Origin of the sequence: Siphonobacter sp. SORGH_AS_0500 (assembly GCF_031453245.1) — a bacterium.
GTDB lineage: Bacteria > Bacteroidota > Bacteroidia > Cytophagales > Spirosomataceae > Siphonobacter.
In genome coordinates, this window is the sequence record NZ_JAVIYT010000001.1 from 4,623,845 (window position 1) to 4,650,271 (window position 26,427).

The 26,427-nt window shown below is 45.2% G+C and carries 15 protein-coding genes; 8 read left to right on the forward strand and 7 right to left on the reverse strand.

All coding sequences use genetic code 11. The annotated features are described in order from the left end of the window. Positions 1-618 precede the first annotated feature (618 nt). Both QE357_RS19420 and QE357_RS19425 read left to right on the forward strand, forming a co-directional pair. Positions 619-5,412, forward strand: a complete 4,794-nt coding sequence (locus tag QE357_RS19420; RefSeq protein ID WP_309710962.1) for a LamG-like jellyroll fold domain-containing protein — start codon at positions 619-621, stop codon at positions 5,410-5,412. 869 nt (positions 5,413-6,281) lie between these two features. Further along, positions 6,282-8,204, forward strand: a complete 1,923-nt coding sequence (locus QE357_RS19425) for a glycoside hydrolase family 97 catalytic domain-containing protein (RefSeq protein ID WP_309710967.1) — start codon at positions 6,282-6,284, stop codon at positions 8,202-8,204. Between the two features lie 133 nt (positions 8,205-8,337). Here QE357_RS19425 and QE357_RS19430 read toward each other — a convergent pair whose 3' ends face one another. Then, on the reverse strand, positions 8,338-10,491 hold the full coding sequence (locus tag QE357_RS19430) for a hypothetical protein (RefSeq protein WP_309710970.1): 2,154 nt from the start codon (positions 10,489-10,491) through the stop codon (positions 8,338-8,340). Positions 10,492-10,684: 193 nt separating this feature from the next. After that, positions 10,685-11,611 carry a hypothetical protein gene (locus QE357_RS19435; protein WP_106636938.1) on the reverse strand — a complete coding sequence of 309 codons (927 nt, stop codon included), beginning with the start codon at positions 11,609-11,611 and terminating at the stop codon, positions 10,685-10,687. A gap of 789 nt (positions 11,612-12,400) precedes the next feature. Between QE357_RS19435 and QE357_RS19440 the strand changes: the two genes are divergently transcribed. Both QE357_RS19440 and QE357_RS19445 read left to right on the forward strand, forming a co-directional pair. Then, positions 12,401-12,973, forward strand: coding sequence for a gluconate 2-dehydrogenase subunit 3 family protein (locus QE357_RS19440; protein WP_106636939.1), 573 nt, complete (start codon positions 12,401-12,403; stop codon positions 12,971-12,973). A 75-nt stretch (positions 12,974-13,048) separates the two neighbouring features. Continuing rightward, positions 13,049-14,758, forward strand: coding sequence for a GMC oxidoreductase (locus QE357_RS19445; protein ID WP_307141461.1), 1,710 nt, complete (start codon positions 13,049-13,051; stop codon positions 14,756-14,758). A gap of 65 nt (positions 14,759-14,823) precedes the next feature. Here the strand turns inward: QE357_RS19445 and QE357_RS19450 are convergent, their stop codons facing one another. From QE357_RS19450 to QE357_RS19460, 3 genes are all read right to left on the reverse strand, one after another. Beyond that, positions 14,824-15,081, reverse strand: a complete 258-nt coding sequence (locus tag QE357_RS19450; protein ID WP_106636941.1) for a hypothetical protein — start codon at positions 15,079-15,081, stop codon at positions 14,824-14,826. Between the two features lie 145 nt (positions 15,082-15,226). Then, positions 15,227-15,484: a hypothetical protein gene (locus QE357_RS19455; protein ID WP_106636942.1), complete on the reverse strand. Its 258-nt coding sequence runs from the start codon at positions 15,482-15,484 to the stop codon at positions 15,227-15,229. 146 nt (positions 15,485-15,630) lie between these two features. Further along, positions 15,631-16,752: an acyl-CoA desaturase gene (locus QE357_RS19460; protein WP_309710978.1), complete on the reverse strand. Its 1,122-nt coding sequence runs from the start codon at positions 16,750-16,752 to the stop codon at positions 15,631-15,633. Positions 16,753-17,217: 465 nt separating this feature from the next. On the opposite strand from QE357_RS19460, the gene QE357_RS19465 reads away from it, so the two are divergent. Further along, positions 17,218-19,629 (forward strand): TonB-dependent receptor, encoded by a 2,412-nt coding sequence (locus tag QE357_RS19465; protein WP_309710981.1) that lies wholly within the window; start codon positions 17,218-17,220, stop codon positions 19,627-19,629. A gap of 613 nt (positions 19,630-20,242) precedes the next feature. Beyond that, entirely contained in the window at positions 20,243-21,142 is a 900-nt protein-coding gene (locus tag QE357_RS19470) for a DUF4249 domain-containing protein (protein WP_307141464.1), read from the forward strand. A 118-nt stretch (positions 21,143-21,260) separates the two neighbouring features. On the opposite strand, the gene QE357_RS19475 is transcribed toward QE357_RS19470, so the two are convergent. Further along, the gene (locus QE357_RS19475) at positions 21,261-23,141 is read right to left on the reverse strand and encodes a mucoidy inhibitor MuiA family protein (RefSeq protein WP_309710984.1); all 1,881 of its coding nucleotides are present in this window, start codon (positions 23,139-23,141) and stop codon (positions 21,261-21,263) included. A 140-nt stretch (positions 23,142-23,281) separates the two neighbouring features. On the opposite strand from QE357_RS19475, the gene QE357_RS19480 reads away from it, so the two are divergent. Together QE357_RS19480 and QE357_RS19485 are read left to right on the forward strand one after the other, a co-directional pair. Then, positions 23,282-23,869 carry a sigma-70 family RNA polymerase sigma factor gene (locus QE357_RS19480; RefSeq protein ID WP_309710987.1) on the forward strand — a complete coding sequence of 196 codons (588 nt, stop codon included), beginning with the start codon at positions 23,282-23,284 and terminating at the stop codon, positions 23,867-23,869. Positions 23,870-23,877: 8 nt separating this feature from the next. Beyond that, on the forward strand, positions 23,878-25,140 hold the full coding sequence (locus tag QE357_RS19485) for a TonB family protein (RefSeq protein ID WP_309710990.1): 1,263 nt from the start codon (positions 23,878-23,880) through the stop codon (positions 25,138-25,140). Between the two features lie 17 nt (positions 25,141-25,157). Here QE357_RS19485 and QE357_RS19490 read toward each other — a convergent pair whose 3' ends face one another. After that, positions 25,158-26,375, reverse strand: a complete 1,218-nt coding sequence (locus QE357_RS19490) for an ATP-binding protein (RefSeq protein WP_309710993.1) — start codon at positions 26,373-26,375, stop codon at positions 25,158-25,160. Between the last annotated feature and the right edge of the window lie 52 nt (positions 26,376-26,427).

Here is a 26,427-nt window from a genome sequence, read left to right on the forward strand (position 1 = left end):
ACCATGCCTATGATTATGGCCTGTATCCTCATGATTCTAGGACATAATCCATTCAAAAATAAACCCTTACGAATTAAATCCTAGCTGCTTCGCCATTACCCTTCACAACCAATTCATACGTCTTTTCTTCAGTAAGCCGGATTAACTAGATAAGCGAATTCACCCTTGTTCTTCATCCCGAAGTATTGCGGAATTAGTGAAAATCACAACTGGAAACGAAGCAAGCAACTGTTCGTACATTCCTTTTTTAGATACCGCTCCTGAGTATCATCGTATAGCCAGATCAGTAAAGAATCCTCTGCCGATTTAGCTACAACCCTCCACTTCCATTGAAATTTCTTTCCTGACGAGATTTAGAATGACCTCTTTCCCAAAATGGGCCTCTCTTTTGACCGAAAAAGCTCCTCTACAAGTCTTTTACATTTTCTTATTTTGTACAATAAGAAGTTACGCTTTAATGATTTCAATACCATCGCCAAAACTATCTCTTCATGTTATGAAATCTCCACCTAACCACCCCATCCCGCTGATCCATCTGATCTGGTCTTATAGACAAAACGTATTACCTCTCTCTCCAAAACGTATTCTGTAAAACCTGTATTTTAAACCTCTTCACGTATGATGCATTCTAGACCTCTTTATCTTTTTCTCTTTAGCTTGCTTGTTAGCCTATGGAGCTTTCAAGCTACGGCTCAGGCACCGCGAGTCTTTCCTAAAGCCGCTTCCAGCCAGCCTTCGTTCGTCAAGGGCTTATCTAGTATTAACAAAGGCCAAGCGACGTATGCAAAGAGAAACCCCTCTCCAGCAAAAAACATCTCAAATGCGGTTCTGGATGATGCTTCTGATGCCAATCCGGTGGATGTTACCCAAAAGATCGTTAACCCCAGTTTTGAATCGGGTTTTGACGGCTGGAACAATAATGGCTTTTTTACGCAAGGAAATGACGGTTTAAATCCGTACAAGCAGGGCAATACTTATGTGGAGCGTTGGCAGGGATCACCACCGTTGCCAAACGTAAGCATATCCCAGACCCTAACGGGTTTGCCTAATGGTAAATACACGCTGACTATTGGAGCACAGAACCTCTCACAGAATCCAGACGTTGGACAACCCGGTGCTTTTGTGTACGGAAACGATAGCCAGAAGGAAGTAACAGCAAAAGGCGAATACTCGGTTGACATTATCGTCGTAGACAGCACGTTAACCATTGGGTTCAAAACTCAAAACTCCAAAGGTAACTGGACTGGCTGTGATAACTTCCGGCTTCAGTACAAGGGCGTTGCTCAGCAAGCGATGAAAGATAAGCTACAGGGTCTAGTGGATTCAGCTAATGTCCTGTTGGCTAAAAAAATGCAAAACGCGATTCGGACGCCACTTCAAAATGCTGTCAACGCGGCTCAGCAAAGTTTGTCTAACAACAGTGCAGCTAGTGAACTGGCCGAGCGAATCAAGCAGGTGCAAACGAGCCTGCCATCGGCCTTGGTATCTGTCGATGCTTACAATCAATTACAAGCGGCTATTGATAAAGCAACAGCGGTATATGGCGATGGAAGTGGCCAGGAGGCATCTACCTTGCTAGCAGTCATTAATCAAAAAACGGATCTCTCGAATAATTTTAATGCAACGCTAGACGATCTACAAAAGGCCCCCAGTGACATCGACGCAGCCATCTTAGCGTACCGTTATGCCAACGCATCCAATGGCACGCCTCTGGACATGACGTCCCGTGTTGTTAATCCCAGCTTTGAATCGGGTTTTACAGGCTGGAACAGCAATGGCTTATATACGCAGGGAAATAACGATTTCAATCCTCAGAAAGCGGGCAATACTTATATCGAACGCTGGGTAAGTACTCCCCCCGTTCCTGACGTCAGCGTCTCTCAGAAAATCACTAATTTACCCAATGGTAAATATACGGTGACGATTGGTGGACAAAACATTACCCAAAGTCCATTGGCGGGACAAACGGGAGCTTACGTATTTGGGAACATCTCCCAAGCGGAAGTAAAAGCGAAAGGCGAGTACTCCGTTGACTTTCTGGTCGTAGACAGTACAGCCACGATTGGTTTCAAAACCCAAAACTCTAAGGGTAACTGGGCCGCCTGCGATAACTTCCGGCTTCAGTATAAGGGTGCTGCTAAGGATGCTTTGAAAGAAAGACTGCAAAGCCTGCTTGATTCCGCAACGGTCGCAGTAAATCAAAAGATGCGGAATTCCAATCATACTGCCCTTGAAGCGTCCATCAATGCTGGCCAGCAAACACTGGCTCAGAATGGAAATGACGTAGCCCAGCGAATCTCCCAACTAGAAATAGACCTGAAAGCGGCCCGGATATCGATTGACGCGTATGCGAAATTGCAAACCGCTCTCGATTCTGCCCAGGGAGTTTATGGCAATGGTAGTGGTCAGGGAGCCGCTGCTTTCAAAGCGGTAATTGATCAGAATACGACGCTTTCTAATAACCTTGACGCAGAGTTGAGCAATGTACAGAAAGCTCCTGCTGAGATCTACGAAGCTATGCTCATGTTCAGAGTCGCCAACGCAACCGGCCCCGCTCCGACAGTCGTAACGGATCCACGCTTTGCTCGCGGAGCTACGATGGCCTTTGGCCGTAGCACAGTTTCCGGCGTCGATCCAAAGGATATTCGCGAACAAGGCTTCTGCTGGAGCACGACACCTGAACCTACCCTGTTCGACAATAGAACCACCAAATCCTTCTGGAGCAATGGAGCTATTTACCGACTCGAGAATCTGCAACCTTCAACGGTTTATTACATGCGGGCGTATGCAGTAGGCTCCAATTTCGCGGTGGGCTATGGTAAAGTATTGAAAGTAATCACGATTCCTAAAGGTACCGTTACGTATGCTTTTTCAGGAAGTGTAGAGAATAGTGGAGAAAACGCTCCGCGAATCAAGGCAGCGGTTGAGTCTGGGGTGTATTATTACAATAACTTAACCAGTGTTACCAATCATAATCTGTGGGTTAATTACCATGAAGGTACGCCTACTGCCGAAGCTAGTTATGGGGGCTATATGCAGTTTGGTGCCAATCCAAGCTATCAGCGAACAGGAACGGCCATGCACGAAATGAACCACACCATTGGAGTTGGGCAGCACTGGATTTGGTATGGACCGAACTCACCTCTTCGGAAGGAAGGTAGCAGAGGCCAATGGCTGGGGGAACGAGCTAGCAAAGTAGTACAGTTTCTGCAGAACGACCCGAATGCTTCAATGACGGGTGACGCGATACACATGTGGCCTTTCGGAATCAATGGTGCTCACGAAGACAACGGCAGTGAATTTCTATATATCGGTCACTCACTTATTACCCAGGCCTTAGGTGAAGATGGTCTGGCTAATCCTGGACGTGGCTTCATTACCCCTGCCTATACCTTCGAACACACTCCTTCCAAGAAGTATTACCTCAAGGTAGAAGATAGCAAAACAGGGCTTAATACCTCGTTCCTGGCAGAAAACGAATCCGGACAACTCATCAATAAGAAAATCTCCGCTTCGAATGTGCTCAATGACGATCGGGCAGCCTGGTATCTGGAGTTCGATCCTGCTACGGCTCTTTATCAATTACGCAACGTATCTACGGGTAAGTATTTCACGCAGCAGGATGGCTCTGGCATTGGGCTATCGGCCACCTCTTCACTGACACCAGCGGAGTCATTCCAGCTGCTGGGTGCTCGTTATAATACGAAGATTGGTACCGATGAAAAGAACTTCCAAGCAAAAGCGTACTGGATTATCTCTCCCAAGGGTAACTATTCATCGCCTACGTTAGCGGCCAGTTCCCCGGAAGCTGTCAGTACCGTATCGTTTGATCTCACAGATGCGGCTACCACTCAACGCTGGTTGATCTTTACTGCGGATAATGTGAAATCATTTGATTCCTTGCTGGTAGCTCCGACGGGAGTAAAAAATATGTACGTTGCTTCGGGTGATGCCAAGACTATCTTAACCTGGGATCCTGGTTTTAGTACGGCTTATGATGTATTACGTTCACAGACCGCAAATGGCACGTACACCAGCATTGCCACGGACCTAACTTCTGGCAGGTATGAAGATGCAACCGCGTCAAACGGGACTACGTACTATTACAAAATGGTTGCTCACAATGAACTCGGTACCAGCCCGGCGTCTGCCGTCCTTTCTGGAACACCAGTACAAGGACAGCACCTGCACCTTTCCTTCGATGAAAATACCGGGACTACTGCCCACGACGACTGGGGTGGCTATCACGCTCAATTGAAAAACGGTGCGACCTGGACAGCGGGTGCAAACGGCACTAACGACGTTGAATTAACAACCTTTTCTGAAACGGCAACTACGTCAACTTCTGATCAAAATGATCGTGCTGTTGCTCTTTCCACCACGGCATCCTCTTACATACAATTGCCTTCGGGGGTAGTCAGCACTTTATCTGATTTCACCATTGCTACCTGGGTAAAAGTCCCCCAAAACATCGGTGATAATAGTCGGATATTCGATTTTGGCAATAGTACTAATACTTACATGGCCCTGTCCCCCAAGGCTGGTCAGAGTTTATACTACGAGATCACTCGTCCTGGAGTGAATTATCGCCTTTCGATTCCCTATACTATTCCGACCGATCAGTGGGTTCACCTGGCTATTTCACAAAAAGACACGACCTTCAAGTTCTTTGTGAATGGCCAAGTAGTCTACACCGATCAGAAAGCTACCTTCAAGCCTTCGGACATGGGTGTAACGACGCTAAACTATTTAGGCCGCTCCATGTGGGCAGGTGATCCCTATACTGACTTAACCTTTGGTGATTTCCGCATCTACAACTACGCCCTGGCTGACAACACGGTTACTACCCTGGTTAATGCGAGTTCCCTGCCCGTCCAGTTAGTTTCCTTCGAAGGAAAAGCCATCAGCGAGGGCAATTACCTTTCCTGGAAAACAGCTCAGGAGTTAAACAACGATCACTTCGTTCTGGAACGGGCCTTGAACACCCCTTCTAACTTCAAAGCCATTGCCCAGATCAAAGGAAACGGTACGACCCGACTGCCTAGTAGCTATCAGTTCATCGATCCACAAGCTCAGGGACGTTTGGCGTATTACCGCTTGATACAGGTAGACAAGGACGGTAAAAAGGAACCCAGCCGAATCATCTCTATGGACAACCGTACTTTACGCGTTCTCAATGGCTTCCCTAACCCGGTATCCTCACAATTAACCATTGAGTTACCTGATCGTGAATTCTCATCTGTACATCTCCGCGTGCTGAACACCACCGGACACGTCGTTTACGAGGATAAAAATTATATCCCTGTCAACGGTGATGTACAAATCCAGATGAGTAGTCTGCCCGTAGGCGTATACCGGGTAGTCATTACTCATCCAATAGAAAATTACGGATTGACCGTTATCAAGAGGTAGATAATACCTTTATTCCAAGTAAATGAAACGCTACGTGCGGTCTCTGATTGAGACTGTACGTAGCGTTTTTTTATGCGTGTCTGAAAACGTCAGTAGTGATGATATCTGAAACCCAACAGTGGCAGAGGAAGGAGATAGTAATAGCTGGGTAAAAGTAGCACTGTTCGTCCGCTACTGCATCGCGGACGCCTGAGACGCTAAGCGTTACAAACGCGGACATATCGCAATTCGAGAAGGTTAATAGTATCCCCCCTCTTCTCTAAAAGACTGTCTAAAAACAAGTTAAGCCTCTCCACTTCGGGAGAATCGTTGGAGAGAGTGTGTATGACTCCGATCTGTCATTGAGAGAGAAGCGGAGTAGCCTATTTGGCATTGGGAATGCTACTTCCCCGGATTTCATCCGGGGCTACCTATATTGAACCCCACTGGGGTTGTTTTTAACATTGTTACAATGACATTACGACAATAACCCGAGAGGGGTTCAATACGAATGGGCCCAGGCTGGATAGGGATAGCCCCGGATGAAATCCAGAGACAGGGTTGGTAATGATAACTTATCTCACGCAGTCGCTTGGCTCTAGCCGAGTGACTACCTAACCCTAGGCCTCTAACCCTAGGATGCGAATTCATATCAGGTCAGAGAAAACCTTTCCTAACCCAAACATGCTTGCAACCATGGGTCTTCGATTATAGATTTTAGACAGCTTTTAAAATCACCTCATTTTTGCCCTCTTTCATTGTTTTGTCTAACTGCTATTTATCGCTGGCTTTTAACTGCGTTACATAATTAATATCTTGGTACGCTTAATGAGCACAACTCATATTGTGTCGTTTAAACACATTATGTTTTTTAAACCTTATTCCTTACTATGAAAATTGCTTCTCTAGTCATTCTCCTGGGTCTGTTTGCCTACCTCGCTCCTGCTCAGGTGCCTGCTGCATTTGTTGCAAGCCCCGATAAACACCTCTCGGTTAAAGTAACTTTGAAAGATGGATCGGCTCGTTATCAGATTTTTAAAGACAATCAGCCCGTTCTAGAGTCTTCGGCTTTGGGTCTGGTACTGGCTGATGTGGATTTAAGTAAACACTTAAAAGAAGTATCCAAAAGCCCTGAGAAGACCATCACTCAGGATTACGCCATGCGTAATGCCAAAAAATCTACTATTCATTACCAGGCTAAGCAACGCAGTTGGCTTCTGGCAACACCTACGGGAGAACAACTCGAAATCATTTTCCAGGTCAGCAATGATGCCGTCGCTTTCCGTTATCGGGTTAAGCGGAAGAAAGAAGCTATCTCTAACGTAGAATCCGAATCGACAAGTTTTGCTTTTCCCGCCCAAACCCGGGCTTGGCTTCAACCCATGGCCGTTGCCAAAACGGGCTGGGAAGCCACAAACCCCTCCTATGAAGAAAATTATGAGCAGGATATTGCCGTGGGTACCCCTTCCAAAATGGGAGCAGGATGGGTATATCCAGCCCTTTTTAAAACCAATGATACCTGGGTTTTGATCACTGAAGCTGACCTGGACAGCACCTATTGTGCTACTCGTCTGCAGGATAAATCTCCCAGAGGCGAGTACTTCATCGGTTTTCCTGATGCCCGCGAAGTTATTAAAGATAAAAATTTAAATCCCAGAGCCAGAGGCACCTTCCAATCTCCCTGGCGAGTACTCACCATCGGAAGTCTGGCAACCCTTATCGAATCCACCGCAGGAACCGATCTGGCTCTACCTGCCCTGAAAGTAGATGCTGCTTTTATAAAACCTGGCCGGGCGTCGTGGAGCTGGATTAACTCTAAGGATGACTTCATCGTCTACGATGAGCAGAAAAAGTACATTGACTTCGCCGCTTACATGCACTGGCCTTACTGTTTAATTGACGCCGACTGGGATCGTAAAATCGGTTATGAGAAAGTTCAGGAATTAGCTCAGTACGCCAAAACTAAAAACGTAGGACTGCTCCTATGGTACAACTCCGCGGGGGACTGGAACACCGTGAAGTACACTCCCAAAGGTAAATTAGTGGAAGACCAATCCCGTCGGGATGAATTTGCGAGATTGGAAAAAATGGGCATCAAAGGTGTTAAAATCGACTTCTTTGGCGGCGATGGTCAGTCGGTAATTAAATATTATCACGACATTCTTCTCGATGCGGCCAAATATCACCTACTGGTTAATTTTCACGGAGCTACGTTGCCACGCGGCTGGGCTCGCACCTATCCTCATTTAATGACGACAGAAGCCGTCAAGGGTTTTGAAATGGTTACCTTCGATCAGAAAGCTGCGGATAATCAGCCCACGCACGCGGCCATGTTACCTTTCACGCGAAATGCCTTTGACCCCATGGACTTTACGCCCATGAATCTTTATAAAATTTATACTTCCGTCAAGCGTAAAACCACCAGTGCTTTTGAACTGGCTACCAGCATCGTGTTTTTGTCGGGTATTCAGCATTACGCCGAATCTCCCGAAGGCATGGAGCACGTGCCTGCTTTTGCTCAGGATTTCCTTCGACAACTACCTAATCACTGGGACGAGGTAAAATTCATTGACGGATATCCCGGAAAACTCTGCGTAGTAGCCCGCCGTTCAGGCAAGCGTTGGTACGTGGCGGGTATCAATGGAGAAGCCAAAGAAAAACAACTCAAGTTGAATCTTTCTTTCCTTGCCAAGACAAAAGCGACCCTGATAACTGATGGCGAACCCATGTTTACCCAGCAGTCTATTACCCCGTCCCAAGCCACTCTCGTTACGGTGAAAGCAAACGGTGGTTTTGTGCTGGTAACGGAATAACGATTGCTTTATTCCTGCAAGACAATACCGTGTACGATTCTAGCAAACTTCTGAATAGAATCAGAAAAACAGAAAATGCCCCCAGGAAGTGTCTAACCTCTTGGGGGCATTTTCTTATTATAAGGACTTTATCTTAGTTCGACATACCAGGTAAAAAGCTTCTGAGTTTATCCACCTGTTCGCTGCTTTGCTTTAATACATTTTGATTAAAATTGAGCTCCTGATAGGTTTCTACCCAGATTCTCATGCGGTGATGCTGATAGAAAATCTCCCAGTTGTCTTTGGCATTTTTTGCTCTAAAAATCTGATCAATCAGTTCTTCCACCAGAGCAAAAGACATTTTATTTAAATCCTTAGCCCAGTCATTAAACTCATTCTGAATTTTGTAAAGACTGGCTTCCACTGAATTCGTAATGTAGTTCAGAATATCTTCGGCGGTATCTTCCCGTGAAAGTCGCACGGAGATGTAATCGGGCGTTAACGTATCGAGGTGCTCGCGGATTCTAAAGTGTAAAAAGCCCAAGTACGATAACTGGAAGTGAATGAAAGATTGTACGGGCGTGTGAAGTTCCTCCAGCAATTGGGTCTCTCTCAATAAGGTTACTTCAAAGCTTTCGCCTTCCTCAATAATCCCCTGGAGTTTGCCCTGATTTTTTAGAATATCGTACATCCGGTGCTTCACCTGTTGAAGCACTTCGTTTAGGGTATCACCCAGCTTCAAAAATTGCTTGGTAATGTACGTTCGGTTTTCGTTCAGGAATTCTTCGTAGGTCTTGTTGTACGACCCCAAAGCATTCCGGCTGATTTCAATATTAGCTACCGTCAGCGTCGATAAATTGCGGAGACAGTCTTCTTTAATCGAATCAAATTTATCCTGAATTTTCTGATTGGGGGAGTCCCGTAAAGCTTCCAGTTGCTTTAATTCATTCTCACAGGCATTGGTCAAGTCCTGCCACAGGCTGTTGAATAAGCCTTTAAAAATAGGAAAATCCTTCATGTCATCAGTGGGGGTAACAATTCCGTTAAAGTAATCGATCGCCTGGTTAATAGACTGATCCAGTTGATTCATTTTACGCTGGTAATTCTGTTCGTATTGCTGATCCCAGTGTTTGAGTTTATCCTGTAAATCCTTCAATACTTCTTTAAAAACTTTCTCTTCCACCTCCTCGGCACTCGAACAGTCCACGGTAACCATCTGACTAAAATGGAGCCCGTTTCGCTCGGCAGTCATGAATAAATCCTGACAGTTTTTAGCGTTATCCGTACTACCTTTCGTGTGATTGAGTACCAGGAAAGAACAGGCTGGCAGGCTCACGCCCGGCGTTTGCGTAATGGCCTGCTCGCAGAATTGATACAAATCCAAATCGGCGGGTTCCCAGGTAGCACCCAGGGGGTCTGGCTTGCGTACAAAGAGAATGAAGTCAATATCACTGGCCAGCGAACGGATGAGGTTTTCCTCGTTTACCAGTCCGGTATCACCCAGTCCCGGCATGTCAATCAGGGTAATGGGGCCGGCCTGAGCCAGGGGAAATGAATTTTGAATATGTACCTGTTTTACCGCCAGGTAATAAAAAATCGGCTCCCGACTTTCATTTACCTGAGCTACGTACTGACGGATTTGCCCGGCGGGAATTTCCAGGGTTAAGCCCGTTAGTAAATGATGATATAGCGTAAAATTCTCATGAATTTCCTGAAGTTTTTTATATCGGGCCACCGTCACGGTACTAGCCTGTGCGGGTGGCTCAGGTAATTCCTGAGAAACAAATTCAGCCAGGTTCGCAGGAGCTAGACTCAGCGGTAATTCTTTAAAATAAGGCAGAATTTTACTTTGGAAAAAATCCGTTCGGCTGTAAAATTCCACCCGTGCTCTTATTTTCTGATCGCTGTTGGCAATCACGCTCAATACACCTGTGCAATGCGAACCATTGCCATCTGGAATGATCGTATGATCCAGCCCTGACAGGCTTTGCAGCAAACGGCTTTTTCCCTGCCGGGCCCGCCCAATCACGCCAATGCTGATCCCTTTTCTGGAAAAGCGTTGGTTAAGCTGAGACAAATACTGCTGCTCGCTTTCGATGCGGTTCAGTAAAGCAGGTAGGTCAGCCCGCCGGATGGCTTCAAGCAAATGAGGCGACGCGTGATCACTTACTTTTTGCTTGACATTTTCCAGCACCGAAATGGAATGACTCATTAACGAAAGTCGCTGAATATCATCCGAAATCCGTTCGGCAAACTGCGTACGCTGGTTGACAATTTGTTGGATACTCGCTGCAATAAGATTAGGCATGGGGATGTATATCTCAAAAATTTTAATCAAAAGCCTCTGGTACCAGTAAATTAAACCCTGAAGCCTATACGTGAAGCATCTGAAAAGGCTAAACGCTTCTAACTCTAAAGAAGCTTTCAAAAAGCCGTGTATAAGCCAACCCTTCCAGCTGCCCAAGGCACTGATTATGAGGGTTAACATCCCGACCCCTAGCCTAACTAATTACTTTCAACTGGCTATAGGACTTGCACTGAGAATTAAGTTTTTCGTTGGTCAGTTTAAGGTAATTCAGTTCCCGGAACAGATTCCTGAAAAAGCCCATAAAACCCTTTTTACGGTTCAGGTAATGTTGCTCTAAAATGAAAGAAAGCAGATACATGTAAGGATACTCAATCGCCTGAGGATTGTACTGATTCCGCTGGGTGACGCTGAAGATCGGTTTCCAGACTTCTTCATTATCAATCTTCACCTTCTTATGATACATCAACGAGCAATTCCCCAGGGTTTGAATAGGAATAATGGCCGATTTCACGTGGGACGTCCAGGTGATATGGTCAAAGATTTCCTTATAAACCATTTTAATTTTATTCACCAAGCGAGCGGAAGCGGCTTCATTATTTATATATGTTTCGCACTTGGTAGGAATGAATAAAATCAAACGCGGTTCACTGGATTGCTCCAAACCGGGCTTCAATACACGGAATAAATTTTCAGCATTCGTTTTCTGCTCAGTGAGATCGTTCATAATCGCACTGGCATCGACAGGAATCACAATTACTGAGGAATTCTTTAGATAGGAAATAACCTTTTCCGAATCATCCGTAATCCAGTTACCGGGAATGTCAGTGAAAGAAACTACTAAGAAGGGATCCGAATCTTTATGAGAGATTTCTAACGGATACGAAGAAGCATCAGCCGTGGATTGAATTCCATCAAAACAGGTGATGGTTCCTTTAGAAAGAGATGCCTTCAGCCTTTCTTTGTTTTGATCTAACTTGGCGGCTAGTTCAGGATTTAAACTCAAATTCAATCCGATGTTACTGGACAAATCGTTTCGTATGTTTTCATCCATGGAAGACAAAAACGTAGTCTTACCTTCACCAGAGGCGGCTAGCATGGTAACATTGAAAAAAGTTTGCATGGGTCAATTTAATTAACTCCTTGGACCTAGTGAATTAATTCAAAACCACTCCTTCCGGGTAGACCGGAGAAGAATTATAAATAAATTTCCTGAGTCATTCTTAGTTTACTAACTTACGGTAATACCTGCGACTTCAGGCGGTGTGTTTCATGGGTTAAGGTGGCTTTGCGTAGATGAACTAACAAATCGCATTACTATAAACATTTACTACCAAAACAAGGAACAGTATGGGTTTCCAGAATAGCCTCAGGTTTTCTTGTTCATGCCTAGCAACTTACTCAGAAATAAAGCATTATGCCTTTTAACCGCATGTTCTCGCTTGCTGTGGTTAACTAATATACATAAGTTCAGGGATTGTCCCTCAAAAAACCAGAGATGTAATTGAAAAAAAATACACATAACTTTTTATTCCATTTAATACCTATATAATTACCTAATCTAAATATCCGTACTTTTATAAGCTAAGGTTATTACAATCTGGAGTCTACAAAACCCTTCATAGCTTACAGGCACGTAATTCAACTCATTCTACCAATAGTAATAAATGTTTGATAATAGCTTAAGTACTTAAACCAGGCATAGGTACTTGAATCATTCTTCTCTGACATCCTGCTGATCGTTCCTTTTTTCTCTTCCTTCTTTCATGTAAAAGTTAATCTTATAAATAGGACATTTCAGCGATATCTTTTTGTCTATCCATGTTTATTTAGTACCTTTCCCTGCTTATTCAGTCCACTTATGGTTCCCTGAATTGCCTAACATTTTTTACTTAACACGTTACTTTTTTGCATGAAACGCCGAGAAGCACTACAAATGGTAGGGGTTATGATGGGTGGTCTGCTGGTGACTCCAGCCCTGGCCGACATCGTTGAAGGCCGCCGGGCATTGCCTACAACTGCCTCTAAACTGATCTTTGATCAGCCTACCGAAGACCTCATTGCTGAAATTGCCGATGTGATCCTACCGACCACAGCCGATTCTCCGGGAGCTAAAGCTGCTGGCGTAGGTCCATTCCTGAATGTTCTCGTTTCTGATTGCTACCCCAAAGAATATCAGGATCGTTTGCAGCAGGGGCTGGCCCGAGTAGACCGCGAAACCAAAGCCGTTTACGGAAAGGCTTTCAAGGATGCTTCTATTCAGGAAAAGACGAATATTTTGAAACTGGAAGAAGCCAACGCCTTTGCAGATCGCAAAGCCGGAGTCAAAGAAGTTCCTTTTTGGTTTACGATTAAAGAACTCAGCATGTTTGGGTATTTCACTTCCGAAATCGGAGCTACCCAGGCCCTGAGTTACGAATATGTACCCGGTCGTTACGAAGGATGTATTCCTTTGAAGCCCGGTCAGAAAACCTGGGCAACCTAGGTTGTTTTACCTCCCTCTTGTTACCCTATTACTTATGCTGAGCCCCTGAAGTTTAGCAACAGAACTACTAATCCAATGAACATTCTTCGAGCAAACGAGCAAAATACATATGATGCCATCGTTATAGGTTCGGGTATTTCGGGTGGCTGGGCTGCCAAAGAATTAACCGAAAAAGGCCTTAAAACGCTGGTACTGGAACGAGGACATAAATTCGAACACGTAACGGATTATGAAAACGCTCTGAAAAAACCCTGGGAACTTACTCACCGGGGCCGGATTACAAACGAAGAGCGGGCCTCTCACCCCTTCCTGAGCCGGGATTACCCCTACGGTGAAGCCAATAAAAATTACTGGTTTAACGATAAAGATGCTCCTTACGAAGAGCTCAAACGCTTTGACTGGTACCGTCCAAACATTGTGGGTGGTAAATCCATCATGTGGGGCCGTCAGAGTTACCGTCTTTCAGATTTAGATTTTGAAGCCAACGCCAAAGAAGGCATTGGTACGGACTGGCCCGTTCGATATGCTGAAATTGCTCCCTGGTATAGCTACGTTGAGAAATTCGTTGGTGTATCGGGTAGTAAAGATGGCCTGTCTCAACTTCCCGATGGCGAGTTCCTGCCTCCTATGCAGATGAACTGTGCTGAAACGGCAGTGAAGCAGGGTATTGAAGCTAAATTCCCCAATCGTAAAATGACGATTGGCCGGGTAGCTAACTTAACTCAGGCGGGTCCTGCTCAGCAGAAAGTAGGCCGTGGCCCCTGTCAATACCGTAACCTTTGCTCGCTGGGTTGCCCCTACGGCGGTTACTTCAGCAGCCCTTCAGCTACGATTCCAGCCGCTCAGGCTACGGGTCGTTTGACGATTCGTCCTAATAGCATCGCTTCTGAAATCATTTATGATCCTCAGACGAAAAAAGCGAAAGGCGTTCGCATTATTGATTCAGAAACGAATGCCGTGATGGAATACTTCTCGAAAGTCGTATTCGTTTGCGGTGGAGCCATTGGCTCAACAGCCCTATTACTCAACTCGATTTCAGATCGTTTCCCTAATGGATTTGGCAACGATTCGGGTCAGTTAGGTCATAACCTGATGGATCACCACTTCCGCACGGGTGCCAGTGGTATTGTTGAGGGAATGGAAGATAAATATTACTTCGGTCGCCGGGCTAACGGAATTTATATTCCTCGTTACCGCAATATTGGTAACGACAAACGTGATTACCTGCGTGGATTCGGTTATCAAGGTGGCGGTAGCCGTCAGGGCTGGAATGGCCTAGTGGCAGAAATGGGCTTTGGAGCCGAGCTGAAAGAAAAAGCAGCCAAGCCCGGTCCGTGGTCGATGAACCTGGGTGGTTTTGGTGAAACTTTACCCGCTTACGAAAACCGGATGTTCCTGGATCGTAGCAAGAAAGATAAGTGGGGTCTGCCTACGGTTGTGTTTGATGCGGATTTACGCGAAAACGAGCACAAAATGCGTAAGGACATGATGAACGATGCCGCTGAAATGCTGGAAGCAGCAGGCGTGAAAAACATTCGCACGTTCGATAACGGTTCTTACCTGGGTATGGCGATTCACGAAATGGGTACGGCCCGCATGGGTAAAGATCCTAAAACGAGCGTATTGAATGGACACAATCAGGTGTGGGATGCTAAAAACGTATTCGTAACTGATGGTTCGTTCATGGCTTCAGCAGGTTGCCAGAACCCCTCACTCACGTACATGGCCTTCACGGCTCGTGCGGTTGATTTTGCAGTTAAAGAATTGAAAAAGAAGAATATCTAAGGTGTTTTTAAAATGAAAAGGGCCGTCGGGAGAAATCCTGACGGCCCTTTTCATTGGTACTAGTATTACTTAAAGCTCATTAAGCTATGAGCCGAACAGCCTCCATTTACGTAATCAACGGCCAGAAGGGCCATAGCCCGGGCTTGCCGGGTTTTTAATTTACTAATGGATGAATAACGCGTACGACCTTCTTTTAAAATAGCCTGAACTTCCTGAAGACCTTCTTTCTCTGGAAAATTGTCAACTGGATTTTCTCCCAGGCGTTCGAGTTTATTAACTACTTCTGCAATCGTTTTATTAATCTGATATTTCGTGGGTTTCATGAAAATATATCGTTAATCTTAGTATTATCTAAGGAGTGATGGATATTAAAAAATACGTGCCTGCCCGAGCTCGGTAGAGTGGCTCGGTTCAGGTCATTTACTTACTGGTTAGGGCATTAATTCCGGGCGAAAGATGAAGAGCCCTTTATTGAAGATTCACTAGCTTACTCTGCTCACAGGAGCCATTCATGTAATCAACAGCCAAGATAGCAATGGCCCGGGCATGGCGGGTTTCCAATACTTTAATGAGGTTATAGCTGGTGCAATTTTCTTCCAGAATGCGGTAGGCTTCCTCAAATCCTTCTTTTTGGGAATAATTCCGTTCTAACTGAATGGCAGGTGTGGCAAGTTTGCGGGCAATCAATGTAATCGTTCGCTGTATCTCAAGGGGGGATGGCTTCATAGGCTTTTGTTCTGTCTGACTGGATTTTTTTGAAGTTACGAATAATTCCTGACAATACCTAATAAACCTTTTGATTATCAATAATTTGCACCTACCAAAAAAGCCCTCGGCGATTACCAAGGGCTTTGTGTAAACATCCAATCAACTTAAAAAGCGAACTCTTCCTTGGCTACATTAACCTTTACTTCAGTCGTTCCCATTTTCTTCAGGACCTGGTAGTGAGAAGCCAGAGCTCCTGCAAACGTTTCATTTTCCAGGTAAGGTAAGCCGTGTTCAAGGGCGGTCTGCTTCACAATGGCCGAGACAGCAGGATAATGAATATGGCACACCTTGGGAAACAAATGGTGTTCAATCTGACGATTTAACCCGCCACAAAGAAAAGCAGCCAGTCCGCTTCGGGGAGAGAAATTAGCTGTGGTATACATCTGATGCACGGCCCAGGCATTAAGTACATTCCCCTTTTGGTCAGGCACGGGAAAATCAGTTCCTTCCACGACGTGAGCCAGTTGAAAAACCAGACCTAACACCAACCCTTCGGCAATATGCATGATTAAAAAGCCCAGAGCGATTTCATACCAAGCCAAATCCAGCACCAGATAAGGAATAACTAGGAAAAGCAGGTAATACACTGCTTTGGAAATAAAGAGTTTGTAATACTCCGAGCGGGGGTGCTGAGAGTTATCGTGAGACGAACCGATGTTTTTCTTGAAAAACTTCACGTAGTCCTTTCGGAAAACCCAGGAAAGCGAAGCCAGTGAATAAAGCGGAATGGTATAGAAATGCTGATACTTGTGCCAGGAGCGTAGCGGCTCATCGGCATCGAGGCGAACCAACCCTGGGGCAATTTCAATGTCTTCATCGTGACCCGGGATATTGGTGTACGTATGGTGAACAATGTTATGGGTTACCTTCCAGACATACGGATTCGCTCCCAGTAAATAAAAGCTATTCCCTAATAAACGATTAACCCAGGCTTTTGAAGAAAAAGCTCCGTGCAAGGCATCGTGGGATACATTAAAGCCAATAAAGGCAGCAAACATTCCCAACAAAACTACCATACCCAGCATTGCTGAAGTAGAAAACTGATTGGAAATAATTAGCGTGTAGAGAGCTACGTAACCGCCTAGAAAGAATAAAGCTTTGAACCACATGGCCCCGTTGGCGTGTGTGCTGAGGTTATTCTCTTTGAAATAGGCATCTACCCGCTGACGGGCTGTAACAAAAAAGGTAGAGCGATCACTGTTGACAAATTTGACTTTTGTTGACATAGAGCTAACAGCCTCTCTACCTGGCAATGACCCGTAAAGCTGAACCGTCGGTTAAGGTGATATATGGTTTACTAGCTGAAGACAGCCCACATTACCTTTCCCCCTATGACCGCTAATTTTTTTTATGAAAAAAAAATTAGCGGTCATTATTCGCCAAATTGGCTAGTCCTCCCTCCCTGAAGAATGAATAAAGAGCGATCAAACCTGTTTTTCTTTCCCGTTTACCCCATTCTACACGCACTTATTTAATCTGCCCGTTCTGCTTTTCCCAAAAAAAGGGTATTTCCTGCCATTCGTCTCCCCCTTTCTACTTATTGACTTTTGTTTATCCACCTAGTTTTACTGATTACCCCGTAGCTCCTTCCCTTAGTCGAATTCGGCCCCTCTGCCCCCTTTTCGTCCTTCATCTTTGTAAAGTCAAAAGACAATAACTGCTCTAAAAAAATAGTATCGCTCTTACTTTACATGAAACCGCTCCAATCTGCCGCACGCCACCTGATTACGCTGATGCTCATTTTGAGCAGCTCTCTGGTTTTTGCTCAGCAAGTAGCCCAAAACCAACGCCGTAACGTTCGTACCCTCAGTGGTTATGTTCGGGAAGCCCAGTCGGGTACCGCTCTGGTCGGCGTAAGTGTTTCACTGCCTAGCTTAGGTCTGGGAGCCACCACAAACGCTCAGGGTTACTACTCCATCGAATTACCAGCCCGGCCTTTCGTTCAAATTGCTTTCTCCTTCATTGGTTACAAAACCGAAAGCATGGCCACCGATGTCAATACCAACACTACCATTAATGTTTCTTTAGAGGCCCAAAGTTCTACGCTTCAGGAAGTAGTTGTTAAGAGTCGCACGGGTAATGGCTCATCCAAAGTGTCGGAGTCCGTACAGATGTCTACGCTTTCTGTGCCCATCCAGCAAATCAAAGAAATTCCTTCCCTGCTGGGTGAGAAAGATGTGCTCAAGTCGCTTCAACTTATGCCTGGAGTTCAGAAAGGCACGGATGGTTCAACGGGTATGTACGTTCGCGGCGGCGGTCCTGATCAAAACCTGATTCTCCTCGACGACGCTCCGGTCTATAATACTTCTCACCTGTTTGGCTTCTTTTCTCTTTTCAATGGGGATGCCATCCAGTCGGTTAACTTAACCAAAGGCGGTTTTGGAGCTCACTTCGGTGGTCGTCTCTCATCGGTAGTTGAAATGGAAATGAAAGACGGTAATCAGGAAAAATGGCACGGCGAAGGCGGTATTGGTTTGATCTCCAGCCGTTTCACTCTCGACGGCCCCATCCAAAAAGGCAAATCATCCTTCCTGGTCTCGGCTCGTCGTACGTATGCAGACGTGGTTCTTCGCCCTTTCGTGAAAAACATCGCTGACCGCAATGGATATTTCTACGATTTCAATGTAAAAGCAAGCTTCGACGTTACACCTAACGATTACATTTCGGTAAGTGCCTATACGGGTAAAGATCGCTTCGTTTACACTACGGCTGGTCAGATCAGCAACGAAAGCGGTAACCTTAACTGGGGTAACACCGTCGGAACGCTTCGCTGGAAACACCGCTTCAGCCCCGGTCTTACGGCAACGACTTCAGCCATTTTTACGCAGTATCATTCTCATGTTCATATGTCCCGCGACGTAGTTACTGATGAAGCTGCCACTACCTTCCGCCTCAACAACGCGACTGGCATTCGCGACATGAGCCTGAAAACGGATTTCACCTGGGTACCTAGCAGTCAGCACATCTTCAAAGCGGGTGTGATCGCAACGGCCCACCAGTTTAACCCCAGCACATCAACGGTTAATAAAGATTTTAATTCGCCTGCTCCCGCCATTGAAACCTTACGTAGTGTGGAAGGTGCGATATACCTGGAGGATACTTACAGCCCCACTCCTGCTCTGAAAATCAATGCTGGTCTTCGCCTGAGTGCCTTCAAAAGTGAGACAAAAGTATACACTAACCCTGAGCCACGTTTAGCTATTGCTTATACCCTGCCGCGACAGTGGGCATTAAAAGCTTCCTACTCCGTCATGAACCAGTACGTTCACCTGCTGTCTAACTCAGGTATCGGCCTACCCACGGATTTATGGATTCCTTCTTCGGATCAAACGGCTCCTCAGTATTCTCAACAGACGGCTTTCGGTATCGCTAAAGATATGAAATCAGGATGGAGCTTCACGGCAGAAGGATTTTACAAGAGCATGAATAACATGGTTGCTTACAAGGAAGGAGCGAGTTCGTTTTCTTACGACGGTTCTGACCAAGTAAGCTGGGAAGATCAAATCACTTACGGAAAAGGCTGGAGTTACGGAACGGAGCTCTTGCTTCAGAAAAAAGCGGGTCGTTTTACGGGTTGGGCTGGCTATACGCTATCCTGGACTCAACAACAGTTCGACGAACTGAATTTCGGTAAAAAATTCTGGGCTCGTTATGACCGTCGTCACGATGTATCGCTGGTAGGTACCTATCACCTGAGCCCTAAAGTAACCTTCTCAGCTACTTACGTTTACGGAACAGGCCAGGCCATGACACTACCCAAAGGACAATACTGGATTCAAGGCAATAGTGCCCTGAAAAACCTGGGTGATAAAAGCAACTACACCGGACGCGTATACCAGGAATATGGTCAACGCAACAACTTCCGGGCTGCCGCTTACCAGCGTCTGGACGTAGGGGTACAGTTCCATAAAACGAAAAAAGGGCACGAGCGTACCTGGGAAATCAGCATATCTAACGCCACTAACCACCAAAATCCCTTCTTCTACTATTTCGATGCTTCGCAAAGCAGCACGACAACCGGAACGAAGAACACCACCAACACGCTCAAGCAGGTAACCTTATTCCCTATCCTGCCCAGCGTATCGTATAACTTCAAATTTTAGTAAAAGCAGATTCATAATAATAGAGCAGATTACTTAAAAAGGAGAGGATATTCCTCTCCTTTTTTTTGCATTCAGGTCAAATCTTTCCTTTATCTCCTGGTAACTCTATCTTAAGTTTTAGCACTCATCACTAACAAAAGCAATTAATACATATTTATACTCATATATAAGATAAAATATAAGTATACGCAAGCGTTTCCATCATCATTTAATCTGATGAATTCATCAGATTTTCCCATCAACTACTTTTAATCAACTACTTGTCTTTTTCCGAAAAAAGTGCATTTAGAACCATTTGGGGGCTATTTCAAGCTCTTATCTTTCGATAATTACCCCTCTTTCACCAAATACCCCCCTTTTCTTACAATTGGTCGAACTAACTTATATCAATTTATCATCATTTACCATCTTTGTAAAGTCAAACAACACCGCTACTTAAAACATCTCTTTTACGACCGAGGGTCCTGCTACTCTCTGACGTAAGGTTTGAATTGCCCTTTTTAACTCCGCCAGTAATTATTCAAACATAACCCCTTTCCGACTTCTACTCCGAAGTCAGACAGAATTTCTAGTGCCTGTTTTTAACTCTGCTCCATTTCTCATGCCCTTGATTATGAAATCCCTACCCATTATCTCTGCTCTCTTTATGATCGTTTTCTCACTGACTTCCTGCGTCAAAGAATCCGATGACATTATCATTGAAAATGATCCCAAGCTCGTGGTGGAGTGCTATTTGAATCCCACCGATACCGACATTACTGCCATTGTCAACGAAAACCGTCCCATCGACGGACCCGGCAGCGGCGACCGTGGTCAGGTTAATCCTATTCTCAACGCCACTGTTTTCCTTTCTGATGGTAACCGGGAAGTACAACTCACCAACGCTAAAAACAATACCTATACAATTGCCGCCAGCCGCTTTGCACTCGTGGCCGGACGCACCTACACACTGAAAGTAACCGCCCCCGGTTTGCCCGCTACTGAGGCTACCTGCACCATTCCCCGGGTTCCGAGTGCCCTCTCAGCTAAGGATAGTGAACTAACCTACGAGCGGGATCAGACTTCGACGTATAAAGTATACCGTAAAAGAAGTTTGTCCTGGACCAATACCCAAACCAAGGCTACGCAGTATTACTTGGTGGGGAGCGGCGAAGGTTCTGCCTACAAAGTCAAGGCCGCTTCGGGTGATTCAACCTGCATCAAACTCAAAAACGCCGAAGTGGTAGCATTCTTAAACGAGAATCAGGCCGCAGGTGCCACCTATTCTACTCAGACACTAAACTTTTTAGTAGGTCATGCCAGCAGTGCTACCGATACCAAAATCACCAGCACGGCTCCTCGTTACTCGTTTGTTTATCACGTCGATAAAAATTATTACGAATTCTATCGGACCATCAAGCGGCAACGTGAAGTGGGAGACAATCCCTTTGCCGAGGCTATGCCGGTGTATAGCAATATCAAAAACGGGTTAGGTGTCTTCGGTGCCTACGTCACTCAGGTCAAAAGTCTCTAATCCCCGCTCTCCTGGAACTTTTTCCCTTAACCAAACATCTATATCAAACCACTAAAAGCTCCATCCTCGTGGAGCTTTTAGTGGTTTGATACTCGGGTTTCGCTCTTTGATTTTAAGTTTAACGCTCAGCTAGAAGAGTTTCCTTTGGCGATTGAATCCGGTATTCGAATCGCAGAGCTTCCGCTTTACCCGCTGCTATCTGTACATTCCAGATGATAAGTCCTGTTTCTTCATTGACCTCGGCTTGGGAAGCTTTTTTATTAAGAATTTCTATGTTTTTCACGTTCGACAAAGGGAACTGATCGTACACCATCAGGTTAATGGACTGCTTACGAGCATTACGCAGATTGATTACATAAGCGAAATCCTGTATGCGGTTATTTCCCCAAAAAGAAGTTTTGCTAAATTCCTTCACCGCCTTTCGACTAACCTGAACAGAAGCATCCCGGCCTAAATTCAGTTTCAGGGTATCCGAAGATTGCGGCAGAGTGAGTTGCGTTTTACCTACGAAGGTTCCTTCTAAGAAAAGATTTATTTCACCCTCCTGCAACTGATAATTACTCCAGTCTGCAATCTCAGCCGTTAGCATTACGTCGGAGCTTAACTTCGGAACGGCTGTATAGATATAACGAGCCGGCACTTCTTCTTCCTTGATCTCTACAGCGTAGGATTTTCCATCACTGAGAATACTATAAGGCATTTCAATTTGATAGGTAAAGCTGGTAGGAGCTTGCTTTTCCTGGACTTCCAGCGGCACTGCCATACCTTTTCCCCTTAAAGCAAGAGCCATCGAACCCTCTTCTCTTCTTGCATTGCCATAACCAACAACCACTACTTCTTGCAAAGCCTTTGTATCCGAAACTAGCGACACATTTGTTATTTCATTTTCAATGGGTCGATACGCGGTTACGGTTCCAATTATGGAGTAACTGATCTGTCTATTCTCCTGAGAGAGCTTCGGCGGAATACTTAAACGGTACATCCCATTAACATCCGTAATGGTCCCTAACGAAGTACCAACCAGCATAACCGTTGCCCCTGCTATTCCGTTACCCTCTTCATCGCTTACCTTACCAGAAACCTGCCGAACGGATGGATTATACAGAGCGAGGGCTTCTTTTTCAAATTCTTTATAGGTGTTCGTCCGACCTGCATACCAGGGCCGAAGTTCGGGTTGCACATTTTTCCGTCGCGGGTCTGCCGTAGAGAGACTCAGCTTCACCTGATCCCAGTCTTCTCCCGAAAACTGAAAAACCTGAGCTTTGTATCCTAACTTTAAAGGCTTGGAAAGATCATTCGCCCGTAAATCATAACTGGGAATCCAACCCGCGTCACTCACAAAATAGCTTAGGGTCAAAGGAGTTGTTGCCACGGGCCGGGCCGCATTAATCGTTACCCAAACTTCGGTTACCTGTTGATCCGCATTGGCTAACTGAATAGTTTGCTGGCGGTTCAACTCTTTGATTTCTTCGGCATAAGCCTTTATTCTGCGATCAATTTCCAGTTGTTTGGTATACACTTCGGTTAATCGTTGCCGCTGAAAATCGGCGGCTTCTTTTACTTCACTCGCCTTGAGCGATTGTTCCTTTCCCCCAAGGGTCTGATTTTTCAACAACAGTTCTTCTTCGTGTCGATAAACGTCCAAGAGCTTTTGATCAACCTGCTGTTTGGCCTCTATCTCGTCTTTTTTCTTTTCGTATTCCCTGTTTTTAGCCAGCCGACTAGCCCCTAGTTCATAGTAAGACTTTTCGGTTTGAACGGACAAAACGGTAAAATCTCCTTCGGCTTTCAACTGAATACTTTCCTTATCAAGTTTAGGCGACAGATTTCTGAAATAAAAGACGGACTTGCCCGCCAGAATAGCCGTCTGAGCTTTACGGCTGATCTGGGCACCATTTAAAAACACCGTTACCTTTTCAAGTCTGGAATCGAGCCCTTTGGGTTCTATCTCGGCGTGGCTTATAAAGGGAAGTAACAACAAAAGAAAAAGGTATCGCATGGCTGTCCAGAGTTTGTGTTCAGCTCATGGATGCAGCCACTTTATAAATTCCATAAGAGCAGGTTCATTTTTTTCATTTTTTGTAAAAGCCAATACGCTCACCTTTATTCGCAGGATAATCCATCAACGTTTTTGATTCAGTGTTTCTAAAAGTATTTCGCAAATCAGAATCCACTCCCGACGAATCGGAACTGCTTAGCCAGTACCGACAGAGCGGTGATTTGCAATTACTGGGAAAACTTTATCAGCCGCACATGGAAATGCTTTACGCAGTTTGCTACAAGTATCTGAAGGACGAAGACGAAGCGAAGGATGCCGTGATGCAGGTTTTTGAGGAGGTCATTGCCAAAGCCCAGCAGCATGAAATTAGTAACTGGAAAAGCTGGCTACATAGCGTAGTGAAAAACTACTGTCTGATGCGGCTGAGAAGCCAGAAAACAAAAGTCCAGGATTTTTTTGATCCTGAGCGTATGGAATCCGAGGCTCCCGAGCATCTAATCATCGAAGAATCTGACGAGCCACTTGAGGTGCAGGCTCTGGAAGAATGCATGGGTAAGCTTAACCCCGATCAACACCGCACGGTGAGTTTATTTTTTTTGCAGGAAAAAAGTTACAAGCAGATCGTCGATGAAACGGGTTATGATTTTAATCAGGTCAAAAGTTTTATTCAGAACGGAAGAAGAAATTTAAAGCTCTGCATCGAACGTATAAACGAGCGTTTGGCGTAAGAAAAACTATGGCTAAAAGCCCCATTGATATCACCCCGGATTTACTTCGCCGCTACATAGCGGGCGAAGCAAATGCTCAGGAGCAGCACGCCGTCGAGCGGGCGGCTCTGGAGGATCCTTTCATTGCGGATGCACTGGAAGGTTTCGAGGCAATGGCGGAAAAAAAGCCGGACTTAAAAGCCCTGTACGATCAGTTAGATAACCGCATCAGCCCCACGCCAATCCTGCAACTAGGCTGGAAGAAATGGGCTTTAGCGGCCAGTTTCATAGGTTTGTTATTGACGGGTTATGTGCTGTGGCTGCAACTGGATTCCACTCCTGAAATCAGTCAGGTCACGGCTCCGGCGGCCAGCCCACAAACCCAATCCACTGATTCGCTCCTTACTCCTGAAGCAAGTCAGCCAGAAATTAGCCTGGCTGAAGCTCCTCGGGTGGAAGCTCTACCAAAAAAGCCGTTAGTTTCTGCTGATGCATTGGCAGAAGATGAAAAGCCTCAGGTAATGGCCATGCGGGCTGCTCCACCTACTGACTCGCAGACCTTAGCAAAAATGCCAGCACTAGCCGCCCGGAGTTTTCAATTACCTGATTCTGGTTTTACGAAGAATATACAAACTCCTGATATCATTTCACTTGCGTTACAAGGTAAGGCTGCCGGGGTTAACATCGCCGCTAGAACGGATACTCCCTTAGCCCGAAAAGTAGATACGGAAAACCAAAAAAATCTTATTACTATCGTTGATGAGGGAAAAAATCCCATTCCGGGGGTAATGATTCAGGATAAAGACGGTAGAAAAGGCGTAGTTACCGACAGCATGGGCCGGGCGTTCATACCCAATACTTTAGGGCCAGAAATAGTCCTAGCGTTGATCGGTTATAAAAATCAGACCCTTCAGGCTCCTTTTCCTTCGGTCATTACGCTTCAAGCCGATAATGAGGCTTTAAGCGAAGTGGTAGTAGTTGGATACGGAAAAACAAAGCGGAAAACAGAAGCCGAACCAGTGATGGGCTCAGAGGCTTACAAAACCTATTTGCAAGAAAACCTTCGCAAGCCGGAGTTAGCCAAAGAAAAAGGCATTTCCGGTACGGTAATCCTATCTGTTCAAATTAAAGATGATGGCCGCATAGGCACTATCAAAGTCAGGAAAGGCCTAGGCTATGGCTGTGATGAAGAAGCCATTCGTCTGGTTAAAGAAGGGCCGGAATGGAAGCCGGCTCGTAGGAAAGGGAAAAGCGTTAGCAGTACGGTTCGCGTAGAAGTGCGTTTTTTTTAACGTTGGATTCCTAAATTTCAGATAAGCTTGGCCTGCTTTAGATGAGTAAAGATGCGTTCAAAACTGGTCACTTTTGTTTGTTGGTTTAATTCGTAATCTTCTCCTATCGAAGGAGTTATTACATAAATTGGGATATTCCCTAAATCCTGAGCAGCTACGGTATTACCCTTCATTAATTTGGGGGTATTCGTATATTTCACTTCAATCCCTACTACTGGAGTCATTCCTTTCACTAAGACTAAATCAAGCTCCGAACCATCCTGAGTACGATAGAAATAAGGCTCGACTGAGGGTTTCAACTGCGAGATTACCTGCTGAAGAACAAAGCCTTCCCACGAATTTCCTTTCCTCGCAAACCCCTCTAGGTCTTCTTCTGTCTCAATGCCAGTAACTGCATGCAAAAGTCCTGAATCACAAATGAAAATTTTCGGTGACTTAACTAGCCTCTTTGAGATATTAGCGTAGTAAGGCTGTAATCGTCGTATCAAGAAGGAATGTTCGAAGTAATCCAGATATCTCTTGAGGGTGTTTACATCAATTCCCAATGACCGGGAAATATCCGAGTAATTTAAAATATTCCCATGTACGTGAGCGATCATTCGTAGTAAATTTCTAAGCAAAACGGGCGAAGCTGAGAGTCCTAACAATGGTAGCTCTCGCTCAATATAGGTCTGAATGAAATCTAGCCGATTAAGGAAACTTACCTCGTCACTCGCCGCTAATAGCATATCAGGAAATCCTCCCTTTAGCCATAATTCCCGAAATGAAATTTCCTGCTGTACTTCAGGAAAGAGGAGAGGATGAATTTCTATATAGGAAATACGCCCCGCTAACGTTTCTGAACTTTTAGCCAGCAATTCAGGGGAAGCTGATCCTAACAATAAAAATCTAGTGTTTTCTCGATTTCGGTCAATTACGGAACGAAGTATCGGAAATAATTCCGGCATTCGCTGGACTTCGTCAATGACGACAAGTTTATCTTGTCTTTCAGTAAGATATAGCTCAGGATTGCTTAGTTTGTTAAAATCCTCCTGTGATTCTAAATCCAAATAAATGCTATCCTTATCAATTTGCTTAACTAACCTCTTGGCTAACGTCGTCTTTCCTACTTGTCTAGGACCAACGAGTGCTACAGATGGTAAATTGGTTAAGCGTTCTGTAACGCGATTAGCGATAATTCGATCAAAAGGCATAGAATGAACAATTATTCCTGCAATTTTGGAAATAAATTCCAAAATTGCAGGAATAATTGTTCATTAATTCCATAAAGATGAGCTAAAATGCTCC

Bases quoted from the DNA above. Each gene is read 5' to 3' on its own strand.
- QE357_RS19420 (WP_309710962.1), top strand. From the start codon at position 619: ATGATGCATTCTAGACCTCTTTATCTTTTTCTCTTTAGCTTGCTTGTT.
- QE357_RS19465 (WP_309710981.1), top strand. From the start codon at position 17,218: ATGAAACCGCTCCAATCTGCCGCACGCCACCTGATTACGCTGATGCTC.
- QE357_RS19440 (WP_106636939.1), top strand. From the start codon at position 12,401: ATGAAACGCCGAGAAGCACTACAAATGGTAGGGGTTATGATGGGTGGT.
- QE357_RS19425 (WP_309710967.1), top strand. From the start codon at position 6,282: ATGAAAATTGCTTCTCTAGTCATTCTCCTGGGTCTGTTTGCCTACCTC.
- QE357_RS19475 (WP_309710984.1), bottom strand. From the start codon at position 23,141: ATGCGATACCTTTTTCTTTTGTTGTTACTTCCCTTTATAAGCCACGCC.
- QE357_RS19435 (WP_106636938.1), bottom strand. From the start codon at position 11,611: ATGCAAACTTTTTTCAATGTTACCATGCTAGCCGCCTCTGGTGAAGGT.
- QE357_RS19445 (WP_307141461.1), top strand. From the start codon at position 13,049: ATGAACATTCTTCGAGCAAACGAGCAAAATACATATGATGCCATCGTT.
- QE357_RS19430 (WP_309710970.1), bottom strand. From the start codon at position 10,491: ATGCCTAATCTTATTGCAGCGAGTATCCAACAAATTGTCAACCAGCGT.
- QE357_RS19485 (WP_309710990.1), top strand. From the start codon at position 23,878: ATGGCTAAAAGCCCCATTGATATCACCCCGGATTTACTTCGCCGCTAC.
- QE357_RS19470 (WP_307141464.1), top strand. From the start codon at position 20,243: ATGAAATCCCTACCCATTATCTCTGCTCTCTTTATGATCGTTTTCTCA.
- QE357_RS19455 (WP_106636942.1), bottom strand. From the start codon at position 15,484: ATGAAGCCATCCCCCCTTGAGATACAGCGAACGATTACATTGATTGCC.
- QE357_RS19450 (WP_106636941.1), bottom strand. From the start codon at position 15,081: ATGAAACCCACGAAATATCAGATTAATAAAACGATTGCAGAAGTAGTT.
- QE357_RS19460 (WP_309710978.1), bottom strand. From the start codon at position 16,752: ATGTCAACAAAAGTCAAATTTGTCAACAGTGATCGCTCTACCTTTTTT.